Below are 24,397 nucleotides of genomic sequence, written 5' to 3' on the forward strand. Positions count from 1 at the left end.
GACACCTCCTATTGATCTAATCGGATTATTTCCACCCAACCGTGTTCCGCCATAGAACGGTCGGCGGCAAAGCCAATTAAATGACCGTAGATAGAATCGTCAAGATTGGTCGTCGAAATCGACGGTGTCCCTCCCCTCACTAGCTGTACGAAATCTTCAACCAGCCGCAGATCACCTCCCCCATGCATATCTGCGGAAACGTTCAGCTCTACACGCTCTTCCGAATATTCATGTCCGGGTCGCGGATCGAAGTTGCGGATAACGAAACAACCATCTTCCATGACACCTTGAATTTCCCCCTTGGTACCAATAATATGGATCGAACGGCAAGGTTTTGCCGTGTTGCCAATCATATTGTGCGTCGCCGTTGATCCATCGGCGAATTCGACTATGACCGACTGATGATCGACAACGGTGTTGTCACAGTGCCATACACAGCGACCATGCTGATTGTCCGTCCTTAACGACTCCAATCTTTGTTCCATGGAAGGTGACGGGCCTAAATGCTCGATACTTTGCCAAACATATGTGTACCAAAGATTTTGCTCTAAGTAATGCTTTCGGGCAGAATAGGGACATATCTCTTCAATCGAGCAATCGACGAGACATCGAGTGCCGGCTCCGGGCGGCGCCTGCTCCGGCCGGAAATACATGAGACTTCCGAAGCTGCTCACTCTTTTCGGTACTATTCCAGCTTTCATCCACGTCAGCAAATCCAAATCGTGGCACGATTTGGCCATCAGCATGGAGGATTTACTTTTCTCTTTGCTGTTCCATTTGCCCCGGACGTACACTACGGACATATGATGATAACTGACGTGTTCCGCCGTCTGCATATTGATGATCTCACCAATATCACCACGGGCAATGCGTTTGCGAATCTCCGCATAAAATGGCGCGTACCTCAGCACATGACAGATCATAACTTTGCGGCCATACTTTCGCGCCACCTCCTGCAGTTGAAGAACTTCATCCTCTGACGTTCCGATAGGCTTCTCCAAAAGGATATCGTACCCTGCCGGGATCAGTTGTAAGGATGTCTCTACGTGCAGAGCATCCATTGTTCCGTTAATTGCTACGTCGGCAATCCGTCCTTTGCTTACCAGTTCCTCGATAGTTGCGAAGCAATAGTCTTCGGAAATTCCATGTGCCTGAGCGGCTGCTTGCCTTCGGATCAGATCGGGATCGACAACGCCCACGATTCCGAATTGCTCCGGATGCATTCGGGCGTAAGAGGCATACAGCATGCTTCTATGGCCGGCTCCGATAATTACAGCTTTGACCGGTCTTTCATAAGTTTGCGTTTCGGCTTGGTGTGAAAGTGTCTTATTCATGGCGACCTCCATCGTTTCATTTGAATCAGAGTCCTTTATGGACTATTATAGAGACCGCCCACCGCTTGATATTTAGCATACTGACCGATGATTTTGCATTTTCTGCCGGATCAGCGGCCTGAACCAGTGGCTTATTTTCCTAATCAACGAGATACGACGCCATGAAGTACAACCGATGCGGCAAATCCGGATTAAAACTTCCGGCTATTTCACTTGGACGATTGCATGTTGAGCCGGGAATCATGATTTTGGAACGCGTACAACGGGAATGACATTGAAGTCAGTGCGGAGCATCGCATGAGCTTTTAGCGGGTCCTATGCAATCGCGAAAGCAGCGGTACCACTTGGGGATACTGCCATGAGGTGTTGAGCGCTTGGTGGTATATTGAAGATAGGGTGGATGGAGGCAAGCTTTCTGAGTGCGGCTTCGTGTTTCGAGACCTTCATCAGCGATTTTGCAGAGTAACGATCTGGGTGGGGAAAGATATTGATTGAAGCAGGTAGAAGAAACACTTTAAGGGGTTTGTCCATGTCTATATTACTTATGAACAACCCCCGCACCCGCTCTAAGAAGTACGGATTGCTGCTGGATCCTGGGATGTGAGGGGTCATTATAACGTTCTAAAAACTCCAGAGCGGATGTTCGGGCGGCATCGGATAGACGTAATGAGTATCCAGGGCTGCGCCGGCTATCCATCCTTCTCGGAGGGCACGCAGAAGCGCTGCCTCTTCGACCAGCGGGCCGCGCGCAGGATTAAGCAAATAGGCGCGGGGCGGAAGCCATCTGAGCTCCTTCTCGCCGATCATCCCTCTAGTCTGCTTGGTTAGCGGGACGGCGAGAATCAGAAAAACGAGTCCGCCCAAAAATTCACGCTCCTGTCCTCTACGAAGACATTGTCCGGAAGAGTGCCTTACGGATCTCCGACTCCCGGCAGCACAAACTAATGCCCTTTGTATGCAGTCCGGCTACACACCGAATCGGTTCATAATGACGAGCTTCATCTCCAGCATTTCCTGAATGGCATATTTGACGCCTTCACGGCCCATCCCGCTCTCTTTTACGCCGCCGTAAGGCATATGATCGACGCGAAAGGTTGGAATATCATTGATCACGACCCCTCCGACATGAAGCCGCTCCGCCGCAGCCATCGCAGTCTCGTAGTCGTTCGTATAAATGCCGGCTTGCAAGCCGTAACGGGAATCGTTCACTAGGTCGAACGCTTGATCGATAGTGCGAAAGGGGCTCACTACGACCAATGGAGCAAAGGCTTCCTGGCAAGATACCTTTAATCGCGGGCCTGCATCCAACAAAACAGTTGGATAGACGACGCCACCCTCCCGAAATCCTCCGCACGCTAATACGGCTCCCTCGGATTGCGCTTCCTCGATCCATTCGATTGCCCGACGTGCTTCCTGCTCCGAGATCATTGCGGCAATATCGGTCTGCGAATCCAACGGGTCCCCGATCTTCAGCGCTTGCGCTCCAAGGACGAATCGCTCTGTGAAGGCTTCGTACAGGTCTTCATGCACATAAACCGGGCGCAGCGTCCAATGCGATTCGTTCTCCTCCGATTCTTCGCGCTTCTTCCGCCGAGATTAAATAAGTTTGAACCGTTCTCGCGATCTCGGCCTCTGCAGCCTTAATCGGCTTGGAGGCTTCTTGCGCCAATAGGCGGACGGCTTCATCTGATCTGCTTTCCAACAGACGTGCTAGATTGTAAAGGATGGTTGCCCTCCGATGAGCAGGCATTCGCGCCATCTCTGCGGCTGCCCGCTCAGCCGCTTCGATGGCCAGGTCCGCATCCTCCGGCTTGGCGGACGCCACTTCCGCCAATTCCTCCCCGCTGTATGGATTGCGCAAGACGATATATTCATCGGCTTCCACATCGCGTCCATCAATCCATAAATGCTTCTTGTTCATAACGATCCGTTTCTCCTTTACACACCAATCTGATTGTCCGCAGGCCTTATACTCTTCCGAGCAGTGCTGCTTCATATATAGCGAATATGTCCGTTTCGGTCAAAGGCATAGGGCTACGGGCAAGCAAGCGCTTCTGCTCCAGTGCGTCGGCAGTCAAGGAGCTGAGATGGCTCGCCTCAATCCCATAAGCTTGAAGCGTCGCTGGAATGCCGATCGCTCTGTTCAACTCGTGCAGCAGGCTGACAAACCGCTGCGAGGCTTCTTCCGCATTGTCGGCTCCGTCTCCGCGTATCGCCAACAACAAATCCGACATCCGGTCCTGGCACGCAGGCCGGATGCGGTTCATCACATAAGGCAACAGCACGGCATTGGCTTCTCCGTGCGGGAGGTGGAATTGGCCGCCGAGTGGATAGGCAAGCGCGTGTACTCCTCCGACTCCGGCATTGAAAAAAGCCAGCCCCGCCATAAAGCTGCTCTGACACATTGCTTCCCGAGCTTCGAGATTGGCGCCATCTGACACTGCGCGCTTCAGCCAGGCTCCCCCCAGGCGCACCGCATGCAGTGCAAGCGCGTCCGTAACCGGAGATGCGAAGACGGACAGATAGGCCTCGATAGCGTGCGTCAAAGCATCCATCCCCGTGGCGGCTGTGACACGAGGAGGCACTGTAAGCGTCAGTTCCGGGTCGACAAGCGCTAGATCCGGCAGCATGTAATCGTGCACGATCACATCCTTCGTCTGCTCCAGTGCCAAAACGGCAATATTCGTTACTTCAGACCCTGTGCCAGACGTAGTTGGAATCATAATTTTGGGCAATCCGGGCTTCTCGATTTTTCGCAACCCCGTCAGATTCATATAGTCGCTAACTTTACCTTCATGCACGCTCAGGACAGCCGCAAGCTTGGCCAGATCGAGTGAACTCCCGCCTCCCATCCCGACAATCAGGTCGTAGCCCCCCTTGCGAGTCGCTTCTACCAGACGTTCCCCAAGCTCCAAGGTTGGCTCCGGGACCACTTCCGAGAATATATCGACCTGACAGCCCCCGGCGCGAACCCGTTCTACGATGCGGTCGGCCAGACCCAACCGTACCAGCATGGGATCAGCGACAAGCAAAATACGCGCCGCCGACCGTTTCCGGACTTCTTCCGGAAGTCGCCCCGCCGCTCCGCGGCCTACGTAACTCTGAGATAAAAACAACAGCCTAGCATCTTTCATTATGCATTTCGCCTCCATACGACCTATATCAGCTTATCTTGCAGTCGCCGATTACCAGACTGTACCTTCGCCTTAAATAATTAACCCTCTCCAGGAAGCGGGAACATAGCTCGTATGTTCATGGTAGAATACGTCAAATGCCGCATCAGAACGTCATTACGCTGCGCTGCTTCCGTCAATGGTAAATAGTCATGCGTCTCATTATATACCCGATAAAATCCTTCTGCGAAATTGACTCCCGCTGCCCGGCCATACTCCCCGTTATAGGACTCGATCAATTTCCGAGCGAACAAGCCGCTGTAGCCCTGACTTTTAAACTCATCCATAGCCCGTACTTTTTCTCCCACAACCGGACTGATGTCTACAAACACGTCATTGCGTAACCCATGGAGACTTAACCCATCGATTAGACTAACGGGTAAGGAGGTTAAGAAGATTTGCTTGATATCAACAACTCATGACTGAAGTCACGAGCTTGTAACTGCCCGGAAGTGCATACGGCGCTGAGGCCCCTTCCTAAGGGTGGCGTTACATGAGGCAGGCTGACAACTGCCCAACTGTATAGGTGTACCTACACAATCCCTTCAGCGAGGTACTTCGTTCCCTTGAGCTGAAGATTCATGGCTGCAATCCGATCATCATTCGATCGGTAGCCACATTCCCTGCAACAGAAGCTGTGTTTCTTCCTATTCCGATTCGCTTTCGCCGTATGCTCACATTTGGGGCAGGCCTGGGACGTGTACCTAGGATCAACCGCTATCACTCTTGCTCCTCGGAGAGCGGCTTTGTACTCGATCATCTTTCGCAATTGATAGAAAGACCATGATACCGTCTCATAGCGATCCCTGACTCGAACACGTTCTGTGACTGCACGTACACCTGTTAAATCTTCTACAACAAATAGCGTCGTTGGATCATACTGGCTTACGAGTGCCTTCGCGATGCGGTGATTCACATCCGTCATCCAGCGGTTTTCTCGTTCTCCGATCCGTTTGAGCTTTCTGCGAGCAGAAGGGGTACGCGCTTGTTGCAATTGATTGCGCAAATACTTATACCTTGAACGCTTGTCCTTGACTCTTCTACCGGGATAGAACGTAGTCTTACCTGCTGTATCATAGCTTGTTACGACAAAATTTATGCCCAGATCAATCCCGACAATTTGATTGATCGACTGCAGCGGAGTTTTTTCAATTTCTTTCGTCATCGGAATATGCAGGAACCAATTCCCGCGTTTGGTGATCAGTTTCGCCGTGCCGAAGGTCCAAGACCCATCAAAGTAAGCTTCCATTCCTTTCATTTCAAAGGGCACCTTGATACGACCCTCTAAGGTGTTGATGGAGAGCATCTGCTTGCTCAGCGAATAATCACGGTGCCAGACAAGATCGTACTCCGGCTTCTTGAAGACAATACGTTTCCAAGGGTGCTTGTTACTGATTAAGGTTTTGTATCTTGCCGTAACGGTCTTCAAGACGGACTGAGCCATCTGAGAGCGCAGGTTAAAAACAGCACGCAATTCATGATAAACCTGCTTGTGCAGGGATACCAAAGAAAGCATCTTCGTCTTAACCACAAGCTGAGAGATCGAGTTGCATGCCTGCCGATACGCCCATAAGGTCTGGAGCATTCGCTTCGTCTGCTCGGCAGTTGGATTAAGTTTCACTTTGGCGGTACATGTAACCGTCACCTTCTCCATCCACTGGTTCACCACGATTCGCTGGAATAAGGATAGTGGAAATAAAGCGTGCAAATGTTCTTATGATCCCATCATACCAAACATCAGTTCGTATTAGAAGTCGATGAAAATCGTTTTTGTAGAAAATAATTCGGAGGGAGGCAGTAAAGGATCGTGATATGAACATGCAAGCAGAAATGCACGTAAATTCCTCTCACGACTGAAGTCAAGAGTGTCCTTTACGCAAGTCATGAATAACAAATGAAGTATGTAGAGCCCCGACTACCCACTACCAGGCGGTCCAACCGCCATCCACAACAATATTAGCCCCAGTCATGAAACTGGAAGCTTGAGAGGCCAACAACAGCACCGGCCCCACTAACTCTTCCGGCCGTCCAGTTCGTCCAAGCATCGTTTTGTCTCTCAAATTCCGCAGGAACTCGGAATCTTGCTGAATTTCCGTTTTCGGAAACGGGCCTGGGCTGATGCTGTTTACTCTGATGTTTTTGCCGCTCAGGTGTCCCGCGCAGTATTTGGTCAATTGGATAACTGCCGCCTTGCCGGCTCCATAATTAACCGGATTGTTGGCACCGCTGTCCCCATAGATGCGCGGATCTGGCGAAACCATCCCGTACATCGAGGCGATGTTGATGATGCTGCCGCCTCCGTTCTCTTCCATATACGGAATGACCTCACGGGTGCAGCGAAAAGCGGTGCCTACAGCCCCGTCAACGCCCTTGAACCAGTCTTCGTCCGACATCGCAGCGACCGTCCCCTGTTTGCCGTAACCGGCTCCGTAAGTTGCGCCGTTAATTAACACATCAACACGGCCGTATCGCTCCTTGACTGTTCGGAACGTCTCTTGAATCGATTCCGTGTCGGAAACGTCGCAGGTCAAGAACAATACTCTGTCCGGGGCAGTCACATGCCCGTGAAACTCTGTTCGATCCGCTACAACCACGGTTGCACCGTAGGCGACCATCGCTTCTGTCAAGGTAGTGCCTAGAAAGCCGCTCCCTCCGGTGATGATGACGACTTTGCCTTCCAAAGAAAATAAGTGCTCCATTTCTCAAGCTCCTTCAGTCGTCATAGTGATTTCTCCCGTTTATCAGACCCTCTAACTTGTATGTTCTCGATGGATCCGTTCCGCCCCTTAGATCGGATCAATGCATCGGCTGCGTAAAGAGGGTAAATGCCATCCTCAAGAGTACTAATAGGGGTCGTACCGTTTTTAAGAATATCGACCAGATGAGCGACAGCGTTGCTGATATTGCTGGACCGGCTGAGCATTCCTGTCTCTGATTCACTCAGAACCAAGTGGTTCAAGCCTTTTTGAACAGGGTGTTCCTCTACCTCGTAATATCGGATCTCATCTCCGCTCTTGAGCATTTCGATCTTGCCTTGTTCCAAATACCAATCGATCTCGAAGATTAGGAAGTCCCTATCGTCAAAAGCTTCCGCATACCCCGTAACAGCCCCGCCTTCAAGCGTAAACGTGAACGAGTATGTCCAATCCTCACGTTCGTCCAGATTCGTCGGAATTTGCTGCAGCACTCTCACTTGATCGATCGATCCCGTTGTGTAACGCACTAGGTCGAACATGTGAGAACCGGTGTTATAGATTCCTCTCGTATAACGCATATGGATCTTTTTCAGCTTGCCGAACCGACCAGACTGCACCGCCTCCCGTATTCGCGCTGCTCCTTCGCTCCACCTTCTGGATAGATTGACGACGACAGTACGGTCGTACAGCTTGGCGAGAGCAGCTATTGCCTCTGCCTCCTGAATGCTTGTAGCCACTGGTTTCTCCAGGAACACAATCCTCGCATCCGAGTGCTCGAACACCGTTCGAAGCAATTCAAGCCGGATATGTTGAGGTGTACAGATGCTGATGACATCCAACCGATGACTGTTCAGCATAGCCGTAAGATCCATATAGAATCTCGCTTCCGGAGCCATCTGGGCAAGACGGTCTCCCTGCTCCTGACGTACTCCGACGGCAGCAACCAGGTCAATATCCGGGTTCAGATGATAAGCCAGCGTATGGCTTTGTGGAGTGGCTTTTCTCGGAATGTCGAACTGTAAGCCTATATTGCCTAGTCCAATAACTGCTGCTTGATACATAGCTGCCTCCTATCTCGCGGCTTATCCTTTCAAAGCCCCCATTGTAATGCCTTTGGTAAAATACTTCTGAAAATATAGAAACAGGACTAACACCGGCAATGTTGCCAATACCGCACCGGCCATCGCTACGCCGTAATTGATCTCGAGCTCGGAAACTTTCTGGGCAACCTTGACACCAACCGGAAGAGTGAAATTGTTCATATCCTTCAATACGATCATTTGCCATACGTAATCGTTCCACGAGCTGACGAACGTGAAGATCGCGAGCACGCCCAGGCCTGGCTTCGACAGAGGCAGGATGACCTTGAGAAAAGTTTGCCACTCGTTGCAGCCGTCGATCTTGGCCGCCTCAATCAGTTCACTGGGCAGTGTTTGCATGAACTGCTTGAGCAGGAACACGCCGAACGGCCAGCCCACAACAGGAAGCAGCACACCCCAATGCGTATTGACAAGATGCAGCTTGTTCATCAATTGGAACAACGGAATCAGCAGGACCGTATGCGGAATGGTCATGGAAGCGATCATAACCGCAAACAACCATTTTGAACCTTTAAAGGCGATTTTAGAGAAAGCGTAAGCTGCCAGAGCACTCGTCGCTACAACAAGCAGCGTAGCCGTCACGGAGATGAACAAGCTGTTGTAGAGCCATCGAAATATCGGAAACTTGGCGAATAGTGTGTAAAAATTATCGAATGTTGGTCTTGTCGGAAACCATTCCGGCGGAATCTGCAGAGCAACCTTTAACTGCTTCACCGATCCGGTCAGCATCCAATAGAACGGCCAAAGGAAAAACAGCACGAGTGCAGTCAAAACTGTATTTCCCATGTAAAGAGGCACTTTTTTCAACATCATATATTTTTTCGCCCCTTTCTAGTACTCCACATCGGATTTGAACAGTTTGAACTGAAGGAATGCAATCAGGCAAATGATAACGCACAGCACCATCCCCATAGCGTTTGCGATGCCGAAGTTCATATTGACGAACGCCTCCCGGTATATAAGCATAAGGATCGTAGTCGTCTTATAGGCTGGACCGCCCCCCGTCATCAACAAAATGATGGCAAAAATTTGAAATGCCCCAATGGTACTAGTCACGATTACATAAAGCAGTGTCGGTTTGAGCATAGGCAGTGTAATAGAGAAAAAGGATCGCAAAGGCTTGGCCCCATCCAAGGAAGCCGATTCGTATAAATCCGACGGAATTCCATTCATGGCCGCCGTAAAGATAACAATTGAACTGCCGATCGAAGTGGTGAGCAGGATTAAAGTTAAGGCGAAATACGCCCAGTCCGCACCGAGAAAGTTAACGGAAGATAAGCCGAGCGTCTTCAGTACATAGTTGGCCAGACCAAATTGATTGTTATAAATGTATTCCCACACCATCGCAATACTGACGAGGGAAGTTACTCCCGGAATATAAAAGGTCGCTTTAAGAAACGACTGCATTTTATTCGAGTGGGTATTAATCAGAACGGATAGAATCAGCGAAAGAACGGTTAGTGCAGGCACCAGACATATAACAAAGAGAAGCGTATTCTTAACTGCTTTATGGAACAACTCATCTTGGAATATCGTTGCGTAATTATCTAACCCCGCCCAATAATATTGGGTATAGTCAAACCCGTATAAACTGGATTTAATCGACAACACAATCGGATAAACAACGAAAATCAAGAAGAAAACAAGCATGGGCAGCACAAAAAGCCATCCGTTAATTTCCCTACTTAGCTGCAAGCGTCCTAACCCTTTGGTTCTCATCCTTGTTCTCCTCCCTAGTTAAATGGACGGGCCATGAGCACAATCATGACCCGCCGCTTTCCTCTACTTGCTGTACTTCTTGATCACATCGTTGAATTTTTTAGAAATGTTGTCGATCGTCTGTTTCGGAGTGGAGCCTTTTATAAACATCTTTTGAACTTCCGGGAACATCGCTGCCCGCATTTCCGGATATCCTTTAATGCCGAAGCCTGGATCCACGATCGGCCATTCTTTGGCCTTCGTTGCTAACTTGGCCAGGAATTGCAGCTCCGGATCTCCTTCGGTCCAGGCAGGAGGCTTGCCGAATGGGTTGAACGTTTTTAGGGCGGTGGAATACATTGGATTCTCGACTTGCATCCAATAGAGGAAGCGCTTCGCCCATTTCTCTTTCAGCGGGTCATTCTTCTTGAACACTACACCGAAGCCTGTTTCCATCTTAAGTGCAGACTGGCCTTTCTTCGGGGACGGATAGTTGACGAACATGTATTCGTGCGGTCCTACAACGCTGCCGTCCTTTACCCCGCTCTTGGCAATTTCTGCGTGGGCGGCGGCTCCCACTACCATGCCGTTTTTCTTCTGCTTCCAGTAATCCAGAGCATTGACGGAAGAAATAGTTTCGGGATGCGGAGTAATCAATCCTTCGTCCAACAAGGACTGGAAGAACGCGAGTGCCTGCTCGGCTTCAGGAGAATCGGCCGCCGTGTATTTGGTATAGTCGGCATTGAACAGTTTAGCCCCGAATGCCGTCATCGTGTTGTAATACAGCTGGTCCCCCTGTTCGTTCAGGGCAAACGCGGTCAATCCATACACCCCTTTATCCTTGTTCGCCACCGCCTTAAGCGCGGCCTTGAACTCTTCCGGCGTCCATGTCCGGAACTCGTCCTTCGGCAGCAAATTCTCCGCATTCGCTTCTTTCCACAGCGATTTGTTCAAGATTAAAGCTACCAGGGTGGTTGAGAAAGGCATCGTCACAATATTGCCGTTCACCGCAACCATCTTCATCACATCGGGATTTTTCTTGATCTGCTCCAAATCGGCTGGAGGAATGGCGTCATCCAGTGTAGCAAGGGCTCCCATCTGACCGTAAGCAAGCGTTCGGCCGGGGTAATCAAGTAAGATATCCGGCGTCGTCTTGGAAGCGATGGCCGTCGTCACTTTCTCGTTGATCCCCTCGAAAGGAACCATTTCCACGTTGACCTTCACGTTCGGGTATAGCTTGTTCCATTCTTTGATCAAGTCGCTCTTGATCCAATCCCCCGGCTGTTGCCCGGGCATCGTGCCGCTCGGCGTCGCCCACAAAGTCAGCTCCGCTTTCTCATCTTTGTTCAATTCGCCCGGCTTCCCCGAAGGAGAAGGCGAGGCACCGTTTGGAGATGGTGAAGCATTCGGCGATGTGCTTGCTGATGGGGTATTGCCGCTGCTGCAGCCGATTACCGAAATGATCATCGCCATCACCAACAGGAGTGCCCCCCATGTTCGAAAGCTTTGTTTCTTGTGCGGTTGGGTCATTCATTTATTCCTCCCTTTTAATAGTAGATGGACGCTAACGGCTATTCTATTTATCCGCAAGCGCTTTCACAAACCAAAAGTATCATGACTTTCCATTATGGGAATAGGTGAAATATGGTTGGATATAGGCAATTTCCTACGCTTATACGCAGGAATAGGGCATTTTTGACTGTTATCCAAGAATAATGACTATTCGGAATCAGGCTTCAGCTTGTTTATCCACATCGTTTTCCTGTATTGCGAGGGAGAAAGTCCAGTATTCTCTTTAAACCATATGCCGAAATAATGGGGATCCACGAAGCCTACACTCTCAGCAACCTCTTTTACCTTGACGTTCGAATCGATAAGCATTTTCTTCGCTTCCTCCAACCTGACTCCACCCACATAATCCACAAACCCGATGCCGACTTCCTTTTTGAACAATTGACTGAAATAATTAGCGGTTAACCCCAAATACCTTGCCACATATTCGACGCTTAGATCAGACAGATGATACTGCTTATGGATCAAATCAACCGACTTCATCACGTTCGGGCTCCGCATATTGTGTTTATCCGGGGCTGTTCCAATGTGTGCATGCAACAGAAGCAGGAAATCCCTGCAGCTTTTTTCAAGCGGCTCCACCGACAACCGTGAATCCAGATTCCGAAATAAATCAAGGGAGGCACGCTCGTGAATGCTTCCGTATTTCATCACTTGCTTGTAAAGATAGTGATACATGGCTACAAGGAAAGTAGTCATGATATAAGGCGCAAGATGATTGGTCTTGGCATATTCCATCAGCTCATTGACGACGGAGACACACTGTTCATAGTCGCTTTCATCCATATAGAACACTAGCCGGTTCTCGAACGATTCAGGGTACTGGGTCTGCAAGGAATCGCTGGAACGGTATATGACAGCATCTCCGTCCATCCGATCCCGGACCGCATACTTCATCAATGTTTTGGCTTCTTCATACGAGGTCTTGACGAAATTAACATGATCGTAAGCATTCCCTACAAAAGCATAGGCGTTCAATGAAAGATTCCCTCTTAATTCCTGCAACAGCTCTTCCAGAAAGGGCAAGACCGACTCCTGGGGACAGTTGAAGATGAGACAGAATTGATCGGCCGATACGGATGTTGATAAAACTGGACATCGCGATTCATAATTGAAAATCAGAGATTCCGCCTCCGTCGCAGTTTCTTCTTTGGATAAGCCGTGAATATACACCAGTGCTACTTGAAACTCGTCATTCTGAAAACGAAAGTCAAGCCTCCGCTCGTATTCCTGCAGTTGCTCGTCAGACATGCTCCTTTCAAGCAAGGATCGGAAAAACTTCTCCCGAATTAATGGAACACCCTCCCGAATAGTATCGAGCATATTATTATAGGCATGGCCGAGCGTGCCGAATTCATCCTTGTATTGCGCCTGGAATTTGGCCATCAGGTTCCCCCGCTCCACGTCACGGATCAGCTTAACCATCTTGCGTATTGGCATGGAAATCGTACGCGAAATAAAAGTAGAGACGAGGATCATAATGAGCAGGGACAGGAACAGGAAGAAAATCCATAGGGTGTTTACCCGCGATAAATCTTTTAGCAGTACATTAAGCTTGATCGAATGGACGAACACCCAATTGGTCATAGGGTATTTGGCATAGGCAACCATGTAGGAATCGCCTTCGTATTGCTGAATCAGATACCCTTTCGTATTGGCAAAATCACGGGCGTCAACTGCCTGTATAATGCTGCCGCTTTTCCCGCCTGTGGCGTAAACGAATCCTTTTGCGTCGGCAACGCTGCTCATTCCGTCCGACAAATTCGACGAAGACAGAAAGGTATCAAAAATTTGCGGGGATATCGCCACGACCAAATAACCGATCAATGACAGGTCGTTCCTATCGTAGATCGCTTTGAATAGAACAATGGAGGTTTCCTTCCCCTTCCATTTGATAAAAGACCAATAAGGAGCGCCTCCTGATTTGTGCGCCAGCTCATACCAACCCTGATTGACGAAATCTTCACTGGTCAAGTATCCCGGGTTCATAGAAAGTCTGACATTGGTATCAAACACGTTCTGATATCGATCGACTAAATATATCGCTTCAAGCCCGTAGACGTTGTCCCACATTTGACGCATTTGGCTATATACGTCGTTATAGGCATTAATGCGTTCTTCACCGTTCAACAAATTCATATTTCCTTTGAATCTTTCCTGAATGCGCTGGGAGTAAATCAGAACTTGAGACGATTTTTCGATACTTTGCAAATAATTGTCAAGACTGCCGGTGTATGATTCGATTCGCTGCTGTATGACGTTGCCTTCCCTCTGGATAATCATATTGCGGATAAAAGTGGATGACAGGAGCGCGAACGTGACAAGCGTAACCAGCGATACGAAGGCGAACGACAACCAAAGTTTCTTCACCAGCTTCAAGTCGTTAAACTGGCGAATGATCGTATTCATTGTTGACAACTCCCCCCGTAATCAATTTCACATCTTTTGGAACAGGCGGTTTGACGTTACAAATCCTCCACACTACCCATTCTTCGAGATAATTGAGCAGCATAGCTCTTTACGGAGAGACCAATTTCATTGATTTTTTGTTGGTCCATACCGAAACCGCTTACACTTATCGCTGCAATCACTTCCCCCCGCTTACTTCGGACTGGTGCAGATATACAATGTACGCCTATCGAAGACTCCTCTCGATCTACCGCAAATCCGACCTGCCGAACGGTTTCAAGCTCTTCCAGATATTGTTCAATGGAGCCGATCGTATGGATTGTCATTTTTTGAAATGTACAAGATTTCAATATTTCCCTTACTCGAGTTTCAGGAAGCCAAGCCGTCAAGCTTTTTCCCAAAGCTGTATTGTAGACCACTCTCCGTTGACCCACCGCACCGAATAAATATTGCTGATGATCCGGTTCTACATTTACCAGGTACAGAACACTGTTATGGTCCAGAATAGCCAGATGAGCCATATATCCGGTCTGCTGCACAAGTTCTACAAGCACCTTCTTGCCTTCAACCGTCAAGTCTGTGGAGTTGGTGTAGACGGAGCCAAGCTCGAAAGCCGTAGGACCAATTATGTATCGATCGGAATCTTTTAACTGTTGCACAAACCCATGATCCTTCAACGTCAGCAGAAAACGGTGAACAGCGCTCTTGTTCAGGTTCAGCATTCGAGCTAATTCGCTTACCCCTAAGGCGCGCTTCTCCGTAATAAAACATTTCAATAGGTTCAACGTCCGATCAACGGATTGAATTCTGTAATAGGGAGCCTCTTTATTCGTTTCTTCCTGTTCACTTATCATGTTGTACCTACTCCTTTTCATCTAAACTTCCCGCTTTTAAACATATTATAACACATCGCAATACTCTGTAACGTATAACGTGACACGGTGGGCGTGCAATTGGTTTGTATATTAAGAATAACCGTCCTTGCGGACGGTCCTCTGACGGTAGTGTTCAGTTAGGCGGGGGGAGGGCAGGAAAGCGGGCTACGATTGCTGTTGTGCCTGGGTTCCCTGGATTAAACTTTTAGAGGTTGGAACCCAGACACAAAGGCAACCACTTCGTTTCTCCGCTCCACCTTCCTGCCCTTGACACTTTTCCGCATTCTGTACAGTTCTTTGGGGGAAGCCAGTCTCTGCCCGATCATGCCTCGAAACGCTATTTGGAAAAGGGCCGGATTCGTCGGAATTAACAGCACCTTTTCTATCCAACAGGTTTTCCAGCCAGCAATCCGAGGTGAATCGGTGCCGTTAACAAGCTGAATGTGGCGTTATTTCGTGCGGCGAGAGTTGCCATTTGTTACGAATGTGTTCAACCGTTACGATCGGCCCGACATTTGCAAGGTATCGTGGAAGGTGTGTATAGGGGAGTTCCGTTTGGCAGCTTATACTGTGGGGGAAGTATCGGTACAGGAGACAGGCCAATATGATGGGGTCTCCCTATAACCAGATCATGGAGGGATAGAACATTAGTCAAAATCAGGAAAAGCTCACTCGAAGAAAGCTCCTTGCCGGGTTAGGTGCAGCCGGGGTCGTTTTGGCATCGCAAAGCTTATTGGTCGGCGGTCTGTATGGTTCGGCGAAGGCTCAAACATCCGTGTCCGAAAATGTATACGGCGACAATAAGGAGAAAGAGATTAAAGCAAAACCATCTGTACATATCGATTGGATTAACGTAAAAGATTACGGGGCAAAAGGTGATGGCGTCAAAGACGATTACACTTCAATGGATACAATCATTCGGCAGCTCGATTCGGTTGAAGGTGCGACGCTTTATTTTCCAAAAGGGACTTATCTAATCGGTTCGAACTTGACGTTCCCTCCCTCCGTTCGGTTACTGTTCGATCAAGGGGCGATGCTGGCTCCGGGATCAGGGGTAGCCTTGATGCTGAATGGGCCTATTGAGGCCGCGTTGTCACAAATTTTCACAGGCAATGGAGACATTGGCGGAACTTTTGGCGCCCGCGACCTTTATCCACAGTGGTGGGGAGCCAAAGGCGACGGGGTGGCAGACGACACGATCGCGTTTCAACAGGTGCTGAATCTGAGTAAAACGAATAGCGGAATCACCGTTGTTGTTCCGAAAGGCATATACAAAGTGACCAAGATACTGCTGATTTACGGCAACACCCGATTGTCGCTGAATCACAATGCGGTTATGAAACGATTTCACAATGACAGCTTCTTCCTCAATGGGGACTATGGAGCCCAGTATGATCGTTACGAAGGCCAAGGCAATATTATCATCGAAGGCGGTATGCTCGATGGGAATATCATTCAGTATCCCGACGCGTTTAATGGGATCAATATAGCCCATGCGAACAATGTGACGATCCGCGATATCACGATCAAGGACATTTCTTGGGCACACGCTCTCGATATCAATGCAAGCAGCAATGTGCTGGTGCACAACTGCAAGTTTCTCGGGTACAAAAATGCCGCCGACGGCTCGCGTTACTACTCGGAAGCCATTCAAATCGACGCGATGACTAAGCTCGGTTTCACTGCTTTCGGCAAATATGACGGCACTCCAAGCCGAAACATTACCGTACGAGACTGCTACTTTGGTCCAAGCGGAACGGAGGGAACGGCCGCCTGGCCTGCGGGAGTAGGGACGCATGGCGCGATTCACGACGTATGGGCGCATAACATTAAGATCGTTAACAATACATTCGACGGGCTGACGTATTGGGCGATCCGGTTATTCAAGTGGAACGACTGTATTGTCCAAGGCAATACGATGCTGCGCTGCGGCGGAGGGATTACAGTAAGCACGCCAAGTCCGAACAGCGAATCAACCAAGGACAAGGACGGGATTCAGCGCGTAACATCGCAAGCAGGGAGTCGGATCATGATTTCCGATAATTTGATTGCAGGGACGACGCAGTTCGCCGCAATAAGTTGTTATGGTGCAGCACAGGTGTTCGCGCAAGATATTGCAATTACCAATAATATCGTACGCGATGTATTCACTGATAAAACGGCAATTACAACGTCATGGTGTAAAAATGTTCAACTACAAGGGAACATAATAAACAATGTAAGACGCGGTATTTATACCGAGAATACACTGGATTGCCAAGTAGCGGGCAACCGGATCGAAGTCGCGAGTACGGATGGCATTTGGCTGGCCAAAGGATCCAATATGTCCGTTCATGGCAACGATATTAAAAATTGCGGTTCGTACGGGATTCTATTGAACGAAATCACCGGTATCACCATCCATCACAATGTCATGGATTCCGTCAGCGCCGGCGAAACCAACCGTTATGACGGCATTATGCTGAGCAGCAAAGTAGAGAACGGATCCATTCACAACAACACCGTAAGAAAGGCGGTTAACGGTAACCCGAACCGTTATGGGATCCAAATTACGGTCAGCTGCAAAAATATAGATACGTTCAACAATATAGTTGAAGGCGTCTCAGGCAATTATCGCAATAGTTCAACAACATCTTCCGACTCGTATTGCCTGTACTCTCCGAACGGCTCCTGCTTTAAGGTGTCGGTGGATGATGCCGGTTCGCTAACGACAAGAAAGATCCAATGAAGTTATGTGACGGATATGAAGGGGGAATAAGAATGATCGGAAAACAGTTCAGAAGCCTTGTTATCGTGGCTGCAGCGTGCGCCGTATTAGCAGGATGCTCCGGTAAAAAGGAGCAAGCGGATCCTGCGGGGGCAAGCAATCAAGTTGTAAGTCAGGAACCGGTTACCGTCACGCTCGGCGTACGGCCCGGGTATTTGTCGGATGAAGAGATTGAGCGGTATTTCGTGGAGCCTACGAAGAAAAAGTACCCCCATATTACAATTAATAAAATCGTTCTCGACGATAAAGCGAACTCGTTCGACAATTTGGTTGTGCGGAGCGAGGTGCCGGATATTATCGTACATACGTCCTTACTCCTCGGGGATATGAAACGATTAGGACTGGAACAAGATTTGAGCGAATCGATCCAAAAGAGCAAATTGGATACCGGTCGGTTCAATCCCGCAACGCTTGAGGCAGTCAAGCTGGCCAGCGAGAAGGATGCTCTGATCGCGATCCCGTACACCTACCTGTATAACTCTTTGTACTACAACAAAGATATTTTCGATAAATTCGGCGTTGCTTATCCGAAGGACGGCATGACCTGGCCGGAGGTAACGGAGCTCGCCAAAAAATTGACGCGATTTGAAGACGGCGAGCAGTACAGGGGGCTGGAGCCCGATTCCGTCTTTCGGGCAGGCTCGCAGCTCGGACTTCCTTTGATTGATCCGAAGACGTTCAAATCGATCGGCAATACGGATAACTGGAAAAAAGTTGTCGAGATGGTAAAGGGAATATATGAAATTCCCGGCAACGGCAACATTCAAACGTTCACCAGCGGTATGAAAGCTTTTACCAGGGATCGAAAGCTGGCCATGCTTGCGAGCGTGAACCCGCTGGCCGACTTTGCGCAGGTGAAGAACGAATTTACCAATTGGGATCTCGTTTCTTATCCCACTTGGCCGGAATTGCCCGGAGTCGGAACGCAGTTCGATCTTCATTTGATGATTATTCCGTCCGTGAGCTTGCATAAAGATGCGGCGCTTCAAGTGGCGAGTGTTGTCGTATCGGACGAAGTACAGCTGGATATGGCTCACAATGGCAAGCTTTCCGTGCTGAAAGACAAGAAATTCCAGGATGAATTCGGTAAGAAAATGGATCACGTGCAGGGGAAAAATGTGCAGGCGATCTTCAAAACGACTCCAGCGAAGCCGTTTCCGCCAACGATACACGGAAGCAAGTCTTTTAACGAGATAACCAAAGTGATGACCACGGTCGTCAAAAACAAGGTGGATATCAATACCGCGCTCCGCAATTATGATGAATTGATGGATAAATATATCGAGACAAATAAACCGAAATAACCTACGACTATTTTACTAAAGCTATCGGGAGGATTAATAGAGATGAAAAAGTGGATTTCTTTGCTGGCAGCAAGCTTATTGACAACGACGATACTGGCAGGGTGCGGCGGAGCAGGCGACAAGGCCGCTTCAGGGGGCCAAAGTCAGCCATCGAACAAGGAAGTGAAAAACCCGGATCCGGTAACGGTTACGATCGGGATCAGAGCGACGGGCTATTTGACCGAAGATGAAATTCAGCGCTACATCGTGCAGCCGGTAGGCAAGAAATATCCGCACATTACGATCAGCCGGGTCGTGTTGGACGATAAAACCAATTCGTTCGAAAATTTGGTGGCCTCAGGTTCGCTACCGGATATCATTTTCCATACTTCGCTGCTGCTTCCGGATCTAAAAAGGCTCAATGCCGAACAGGATTTGACCGAATCGATCAAAGCGGCGAAAATTGATCTGAACCAATTCAATCCGACGGCGCTCGAAGCGGTCAAAATTACGAGCGAGAACAGCTATTTGATCGGCGTTCCGTATACGATGCATTTTAATGCGCTGTATTACAACAAGGATATTTTCGACAAGTTCGGCGCGCCCTACCCGAAAGACGGCATGACCTGGCAAGAAGTGACCGAGCTCGCCAAAAAAGTAACGAGGATGGAAGACGGTGTACAGTACAGGGGATTCGAACCCGATTCTATATACCGGGCAGGCTCGCAGCTCGGGCTGCCGCTCGTAGACCCGAAGACGTTCAAATCGCTCGGCAACACCGACGAATGGAAGAAAGTCGTGCAAATGGCCAAGGACGTATATGAAATTCCCGGCAACTCGACCATTCAAACGTTCAGCTCGGGCGTCAACGCTTTCGTCAAGGACCGCAAGCTCGCCATGCTCGCTGGCTTGAACTGGCTTCCGAACCTCGCCGAAGTGAAGGACCTGTTCCCGAACTGGGATCTGGCCTCCTACCCGACATGGCAGGATAAGCCAGGCGTCGGCACCCAGATCGACCTTCACGTCATGGTCGTACCGAGTAGCAGCAAGCATAAGGAAGCGGCTGTTCAGGTCATCAACACGGTCGTATCCGAGGAAGTTCAGCTTGACATGGCCCGCAACGGAAGGGTTTCCGTGTTGAAGGATAAGAAGTATCAGGACGAGTTCGGCAAAAACCTCGATTTCCTGAAAGGGAAAAACGTCCAGGCGATATTCAAATCCGCGCCGACCAAGCCGTTCCCATCCACGATCCATGCGAATAAAGCATTTAACGAGATTACGAAGGTCATGACCCAGGTTGTCAAAAACAAAGTCGATGTGAATACCGCTATACGCAGTTACGACGAGCTGATGGATAAATATATTGCGGGTCAAGGCAAATGAGTTCACACAATTCTGGTATAATGCTAACGTAGAGAGCGGAAATTGTCGAACGGAAGCGGGGGGAGAATCATGGGTCAGGCCAAAAAGTGGATCTTGGCGACAGCGGCATTGCTAATTGTTGCTTGCTCGCTCGTGTGGACCGGCAGCAAACACACGAATAGGGCGGACACGGCAGAAGGGCCGCCCCTTCTGCTTCCGCAAGGCATGCCGATTATGAACAAGCCGGTGGAGCTGACGTTTCTGACTGGCAAATCGGCTACCAGTGCCTCCAATTGGAACGAAGTACTGCTCTGGAAGCGCTACGCCGAGATGACCAACATAAACATACAGTTTCAGCTTGTTCCCTTCGAAAATTTGGGAAAGGCAAGAAGGATGGCGCTGGCGACCGGAAATTACCCGGATGCTTTCTATGCAGCCCGTTTGACCGTTTCCGAGCTGATGAAATACGGAAAAGACGGAATACTGATCGAGCTGAACGACATGATCGATAAGTACGCCCCGAATATCAAGCGTTTGTTGGACCATTATCCGGACTTGCGGAACGCCTTGACGATGCCGGATGGCAATATATACTCGATCCCTTCGTTTTACGACCCGGAATTTTTGTCCATGCTAATCGGAACGCCGCTGTGGATCCATAAGGACTGGCTTGATGCGCTGCATTTGTCCGAGCCGCAAACAACCGACGAATGGTATGCTTACTTGAAGGCTGTGAAGAACGGCGACCCGAACGGCAACGGCACCGCGGACGAAGTTCCTTTTGGGAGCATCGGAATCAACGTGCTGATCCATCAGTTGAAGGGGGCTTGGGGGCTTGGCAACCGTGGGCTGGCCAATACGTTTGTGGATTGGGACGAATCGACGGGGCGTCTCCGGTTCATTCCCACCGATCCCGCATACAAAGAGGTTCTGGAGTACATACATAAGCTTTATGCCGAAGAGCTGATCGAGAAAGACATCTTTACGATCGGAAGCAGCGAGTTTTATGCTAGAGGGGCACAGGGCTTGTACGGTTCCATGGTCATACCGAATCCGGTTACGTTGATGAAGCAGACCGGTTACGTCGGAACGCCCGCCCTGCAAGGACCTCACGGCGACAGACTGTATTCCCACGTGAAAGCCCCGCTTGTCCACGTAGGCGCCTTCGCGATTACGAGCAAAAACAAGCATCCCGAAGCGACGCTCAGATGGATCGATTATTTCTTCAGCGAGGAAGGCAGCAAGCTGTTCTTTATGGGAGTTCCGCCCGTAAGCTACGAAGAGACGGAGGACGGGGAACTCCGTTATGTGGAGAAGATTACCAACAATCCTGAGGGTCTGACGATGGAGCAGGCGCTGACGCCATATGTGACTTGGCTCGGCGGAAGCTATCCGGGCTATGTGCGGCTGCCGCTGTTCAAAGGCTCGGAAAGCTTGCCCCAATCGCTCGAGGCCGCCAATAAAGTGAAGCCCTACGCAGTCAAGGAAATATGGCCTCCGTTTAACTTCACTCCAGGGAGCCTCGGAACGGAAATTTTCTCGTATATCCAGGATATGCAGGCCAAGTTCATTACCGGAGAGGTACCTTTCTCAGACTGGGACAAGTACGTTGGCGGCCTGAAGATGATCGGACTCGACAAATATATGGAAATGTACAATGACGCTTTTCAGGCCTATTTGAAGAGCAAGTAAAAATCGAAATGGAATAGCCGGACTACATCTGCAGTCCGGCCTTGCTTTCGAGCGCCGACCTCTTGCGGTAATCTCCAGGAGTAAGGCCCGTTATTTTTTTGAACATCCGAATGAATGACGTGACGTTGCGGTAGCCGATTCTTTCGCCAATATCCTGAATGCTGAGGCTCGTTGTATGCAGCATCTCTTTCGCTCGGCGAATGCGCACGTTGTTCAGATGATCGCTGAAGTTCGTTCCCGTTTTTTCTTTGATATAGGCGGACAAGTAGTTGCTGGACATGTTCATGCGATCGGCTACCGAATCGAGCGACAAGTCCTCGGCATAATGCGTCTCCAAATAATCGGCCAAAAACTCGACGACGGGATCCTTCTCGTCGCGTTTTTTTTTGATGGAGTCGGCCGCTACCGAGACGAAGCGGTCGAAAAACTGTTTGTAGTCGTCGAGTGTGAAACATTCCTCCAGCTCTGTCAGCATCCCGTTCAATTGCTCCGAGCTATCCAGATCTACATTTGCCTTTTCTGTAGTCTTAAGCATTTTGGAGGTTGTGCTATTGGCAAAGTCGCGGAACTGGATGCGGAACGCTTCTTTTCTGTGCATATGCTCCAGCATCCGGTGAATCAGTTGACCGCATGCTGCCCCATTGCCCTCCTGCATATTGACATAGAACTCCTGCTCCTGCTCTGCCGTAAACACGAAATGATTCGCGCCCAGAGCATCCTCCCATACAACCTGCATCTCATCCCGAAGCCCGGCCCGCTTCACGCGGTCCGAAGCCTGCAAGTAAGCGCGGTTAAAATCCGATCCGGCGCTAAAAACCGAGCTCACCGCCACCGTAACAAGATAATGGTCTTTATCCCAGTCGAAAATCGGTTTCAGTACGGCCAGCGTCTCCTCAAGCTTCTGATGCGGCTCTTCCCCATAAACGACAGATACGAGTTGATTACTCTCGGTTTGTAAAGTCCGTGAGTGTTCGAACCGGTTCGTCATCATCAAATCTACGCATTCGCGTGCGGCATAAGTCAACCGTTCCGCCTTTAAATGCATGGCATGGAGCAGCGTATGGCGGAAGCTCAATTGAAACAGAACGATCCGGAATGGAGGAGTGTTCGCAATCGCCTCTTTCCACTCGCTAGAGTCTGCTCCAGTTGCGATCATTTTCAGATTGCTTATATATCCGAAATCGGTGAGCAGCGACGTTTTGTTCTGTAGGTCGTCGTGAATGTCGTTCCGCTCCTGAATGAGCTCTCTCGATATTTCGTTGATCAGCGTAAACTCGTATATGCTGCTCTGCACGACTTCGGGACTGCGGTGTCTCAGGGAGGCGATAATCTGCTTGACCGGGGCATTGATTTTCCGGCTGAACACAACGGATGCCGTTGCCGCAATCATAACGGACAGGACGAACAGGACAAGGAGCGTCCATTTCAGCTTGTCGATTTGCGCTGCAATTGTCGAGTAAGGGACCGACGTCATGTACGTCAAGTTCGATTCCCCGCTCTTCTTGTAAAAGTAATAAGTATCGTCGCTCTCTACGTAGTCCTTGTCCACCGCGGGAATAAGCCGCTTGTCCGACCCCACGGGACCCGAGGAATCGAACAGAACGGTTCCGTCCTGATGGAGAATCGTAAAGGCCGGACTATTGTTGCTGTAGAACGATTCGAAGAGCTGCTGCGCATCGAGCAGACCGATGATGAGATGATTGTAGCCGGGCAGCTTGACGGTCATCGGAAATAGCTGCTTGCTCTGTTTATCCGAAGACACGACGGAAAAAAACCGGCTCGGATGCAGCTCCGACGTATATGGCAGCTTAAATTGCTGCTGCCAGAAGTCGATTCCATACGTCTCGCTGGCATAGAATCGGGAGAACAATCGGTCGGCGTCGCCGGTACCATTTTTGTCCACAGTGAATGAAGCCGAATTGTAGAACACGATGATGTTGTCCAAATACAGGAACGGATTATTGACGTCATGTCGGATTTGCTCCATGATGTCGGCCGGCTTCAAGTAGTTGACCTGGGCCGTTTCCTTCGCGGCAAGCTGTCTGCCGAACGCGTTGACATTCTCGTCCTGATACAGCTTGAATAGCGAGTTTTTGATGATCGACAGATGCTTCTCGTACCGGTCTGCCGTGTTTTCCAAATCGATCCGGTTATGTTGGATAATTTCCCGCTGAATATTCGTTTTGAAAAAAGTGAACGACAAAAAGTTGAAAGAAGCCAGCAGCACGATGATCGCCATAAAGCTGATCATGCTTTTAATAAATAAGGAATTGACGTTGATGTGTATCTTGAACAAGCTGCCGGACCCCTTTAAAGCGATATATGATCCATAAATTGAACTGCGATTTTCTGTACGAAGAAAAGCAACCTCTAAACACAAATTTGCTGCACAGTAAAGGCCTCGATTCAGTTGCTCTTATTGTACAGGAAAATCGG

At 49.5% G+C, this 24,397-nt stretch carries 17 protein-coding genes and 1 pseudogene; 4 read left to right on the forward strand and 14 right to left on the reverse strand.

Annotated elements, in window-relative coordinates; translation table 11 throughout:
* Positions 1 to 8: 8 nt before the first annotated feature.
* The 13 genes and pseudogenes from AC58QD_RS22515 to AC58QD_RS22575 form a co-directional block, all read right to left on the reverse strand.
* On the reverse strand, positions 9 to 1,334 hold the full coding sequence (locus AC58QD_RS22515) for a Gfo/Idh/MocA family protein (protein WP_497337251.1): 1,326 nt from the start codon (positions 1,332 to 1,334) through the stop codon (positions 9 to 11).
* A gap of 621 nt (positions 1,335 to 1,955) precedes the next feature.
* On the reverse strand, positions 1,956 to 2,198 hold the full coding sequence (locus AC58QD_RS22520) for an NAD(P)-dependent oxidoreductase (protein ID WP_497337252.1): 243 nt from the start codon (positions 2,196 to 2,198) through the stop codon (positions 1,956 to 1,958).
* Between the two features lie 102 nt (positions 2,199 to 2,300).
* A pseudogene (locus AC58QD_RS22525) lies at positions 2,301 to 3,255 on the reverse strand (aldehyde dehydrogenase family protein).
* 46 nt (positions 3,256 to 3,301) lie between these two features.
* Positions 3,302 to 4,468, reverse strand: a complete 1,167-nt coding sequence (locus AC58QD_RS22530; protein WP_497337253.1) for an iron-containing alcohol dehydrogenase — start codon at positions 4,466 to 4,468, stop codon at positions 3,302 to 3,304.
* Between the two features lie 80 nt (positions 4,469 to 4,548).
* The gene (locus tag AC58QD_RS22535) at positions 4,549 to 4,794 is read right to left on the reverse strand and encodes a hypothetical protein (RefSeq protein WP_497337254.1); all 246 of its coding nucleotides are present in this window, start codon (positions 4,792 to 4,794) and stop codon (positions 4,549 to 4,551) included.
* A 245-nt stretch (positions 4,795 to 5,039) separates the two neighbouring features.
* Entirely contained in the window at positions 5,040 to 6,152 is a 1,113-nt protein-coding gene (locus AC58QD_RS22540; RefSeq protein WP_497337357.1) for an RNA-guided endonuclease InsQ/TnpB family protein, read from the reverse strand.
* Between the two features lie 277 nt (positions 6,153 to 6,429).
* The gene (locus AC58QD_RS22545; protein ID WP_497337255.1) at positions 6,430 to 7,206 is read right to left on the reverse strand and encodes an SDR family oxidoreductase; all 777 of its coding nucleotides are present in this window, start codon (positions 7,204 to 7,206) and stop codon (positions 6,430 to 6,432) included.
* A gap of 20 nt (positions 7,207 to 7,226) precedes the next feature.
* Entirely contained in the window at positions 7,227 to 8,264 is a 1,038-nt protein-coding gene (locus AC58QD_RS22550; protein WP_497337256.1) for a Gfo/Idh/MocA family protein, read from the reverse strand.
* A gap of 21 nt (positions 8,265 to 8,285) precedes the next feature.
* A complete protein-coding gene (locus AC58QD_RS22555; protein WP_497337257.1) occupies positions 8,286 to 9,116 on the reverse strand; it encodes a carbohydrate ABC transporter permease in 831 nt (276 codons plus the stop codon).
* An 18-nt stretch (positions 9,117 to 9,134) separates the two neighbouring features.
* A complete protein-coding gene (locus AC58QD_RS22560; RefSeq protein ID WP_497337258.1) occupies positions 9,135 to 10,022 on the reverse strand; it encodes a carbohydrate ABC transporter permease in 888 nt (295 codons plus the stop codon).
* A gap of 63 nt (positions 10,023 to 10,085) precedes the next feature.
* On the reverse strand, positions 10,086 to 11,531 hold the full coding sequence (locus AC58QD_RS22565; protein WP_497337259.1) for an ABC transporter substrate-binding protein: 1,446 nt from the start codon (positions 11,529 to 11,531) through the stop codon (positions 10,086 to 10,088).
* Positions 11,532 to 11,720: 189 nt separating this feature from the next.
* A complete protein-coding gene (locus AC58QD_RS22570; RefSeq protein WP_497337260.1) occupies positions 11,721 to 13,982 on the reverse strand; it encodes a helix-turn-helix domain-containing protein in 2,262 nt (753 codons plus the stop codon).
* A 56-nt stretch (positions 13,983 to 14,038) separates the two neighbouring features.
* A complete protein-coding gene (locus AC58QD_RS22575) occupies positions 14,039 to 14,836 on the reverse strand; it encodes an IclR family transcriptional regulator (protein ID WP_497337261.1) in 798 nt (265 codons plus the stop codon).
* A gap of 736 nt (positions 14,837 to 15,572) precedes the next feature.
* Between AC58QD_RS22575 and AC58QD_RS22580 the strand changes: the two genes are divergently transcribed.
* From AC58QD_RS22580 to AC58QD_RS22595, 4 genes are all read left to right on the forward strand, one after another.
* Positions 15,573 to 17,585, forward strand: coding sequence for a glycosyl hydrolase family 28-related protein (locus AC58QD_RS22580; RefSeq protein WP_497337262.1), 2,013 nt, complete (start codon positions 15,573 to 15,575; stop codon positions 17,583 to 17,585).
* A 32-nt stretch (positions 17,586 to 17,617) separates the two neighbouring features.
* Positions 17,618 to 18,928, forward strand: a complete 1,311-nt coding sequence (locus AC58QD_RS22585) for an ABC transporter substrate-binding protein (RefSeq protein ID WP_497337263.1) — start codon at positions 17,618 to 17,620, stop codon at positions 18,926 to 18,928.
* A gap of 42 nt (positions 18,929 to 18,970) precedes the next feature.
* Positions 18,971 to 20,290, forward strand: coding sequence for an ABC transporter substrate-binding protein (locus AC58QD_RS22590; RefSeq protein WP_497337264.1), 1,320 nt, complete (start codon positions 18,971 to 18,973; stop codon positions 20,288 to 20,290).
* A gap of 69 nt (positions 20,291 to 20,359) precedes the next feature.
* The gene (locus tag AC58QD_RS22595; protein WP_497337265.1) at positions 20,360 to 21,961 is read left to right on the forward strand and encodes an extracellular solute-binding protein; all 1,602 of its coding nucleotides are present in this window, start codon (positions 20,360 to 20,362) and stop codon (positions 21,959 to 21,961) included.
* 22 nt (positions 21,962 to 21,983) lie between these two features.
* Here the strand turns inward: AC58QD_RS22595 and AC58QD_RS22600 are convergent, their stop codons facing one another.
* Complete coding sequence (locus AC58QD_RS22600) at positions 21,984 to 24,257, reverse strand: helix-turn-helix domain-containing protein (protein WP_497337266.1); 2,274 nt, start codon at positions 24,255 to 24,257, stop codon at positions 21,984 to 21,986.
* Positions 24,258 to 24,397: the final 140 nt, after the last annotated feature.

It is taken from the genome of Paenibacillus sp. J2R1T-4 (assembly GCF_059692235.1).

Coding starts and splice junctions, on each gene's coding strand:
- AC58QD_RS22535 (WP_497337254.1), bottom strand. CDS start 4,794: ATGGATGAGTTTAAAAGTCAGGGCTACAGCGGCTTGTTCGCTCGGAAA.
- AC58QD_RS22555 (WP_497337257.1), bottom strand. CDS start 9,116: ATGATGTTGAAAAAAGTGCCTCTTTACATGGGAAATACAGTTTTGACT.
- AC58QD_RS22515 (WP_497337251.1), bottom strand. CDS start 1,334: ATGAATAAGACACTTTCACACCAAGCCGAAACGCAAACTTATGAAAGA.
- AC58QD_RS22545 (WP_497337255.1), bottom strand. CDS start 7,206: ATGGAGCACTTATTTTCTTTGGAAGGCAAAGTCGTCATCATCACCGGA.
- AC58QD_RS22595 (WP_497337265.1), top strand. CDS start 20,360: ATGGGTCAGGCCAAAAAGTGGATCTTGGCGACAGCGGCATTGCTAATT.
- AC58QD_RS22550 (WP_497337256.1), bottom strand. CDS start 8,264: ATGTATCAAGCAGCAGTTATTGGACTAGGCAATATAGGCTTACAGTTC.
- AC58QD_RS22530 (WP_497337253.1), bottom strand. CDS start 4,468: ATGAAAGATGCTAGGCTGTTGTTTTTATCTCAGAGTTACGTAGGCCGC.
- AC58QD_RS22585 (WP_497337263.1), top strand. CDS start 17,618: ATGATCGGAAAACAGTTCAGAAGCCTTGTTATCGTGGCTGCAGCGTGC.
- AC58QD_RS22570 (WP_497337260.1), bottom strand. CDS start 13,982: ATGAATACGATCATTCGCCAGTTTAACGACTTGAAGCTGGTGAAGAAA.
- AC58QD_RS22560 (WP_497337258.1), bottom strand. CDS start 10,022: ATGAGAACCAAAGGGTTAGGACGCTTGCAGCTAAGTAGGGAAATTAAC.
- AC58QD_RS22590 (WP_497337264.1), top strand. CDS start 18,971: ATGAAAAAGTGGATTTCTTTGCTGGCAGCAAGCTTATTGACAACGACG.
- AC58QD_RS22575 (WP_497337261.1), bottom strand. CDS start 14,836: ATGATAAGTGAACAGGAAGAAACGAATAAAGAGGCTCCCTATTACAGA.
- AC58QD_RS22565 (WP_497337259.1), bottom strand. CDS start 11,531: ATGACCCAACCGCACAAGAAACAAAGCTTTCGAACATGGGGGGCACTC.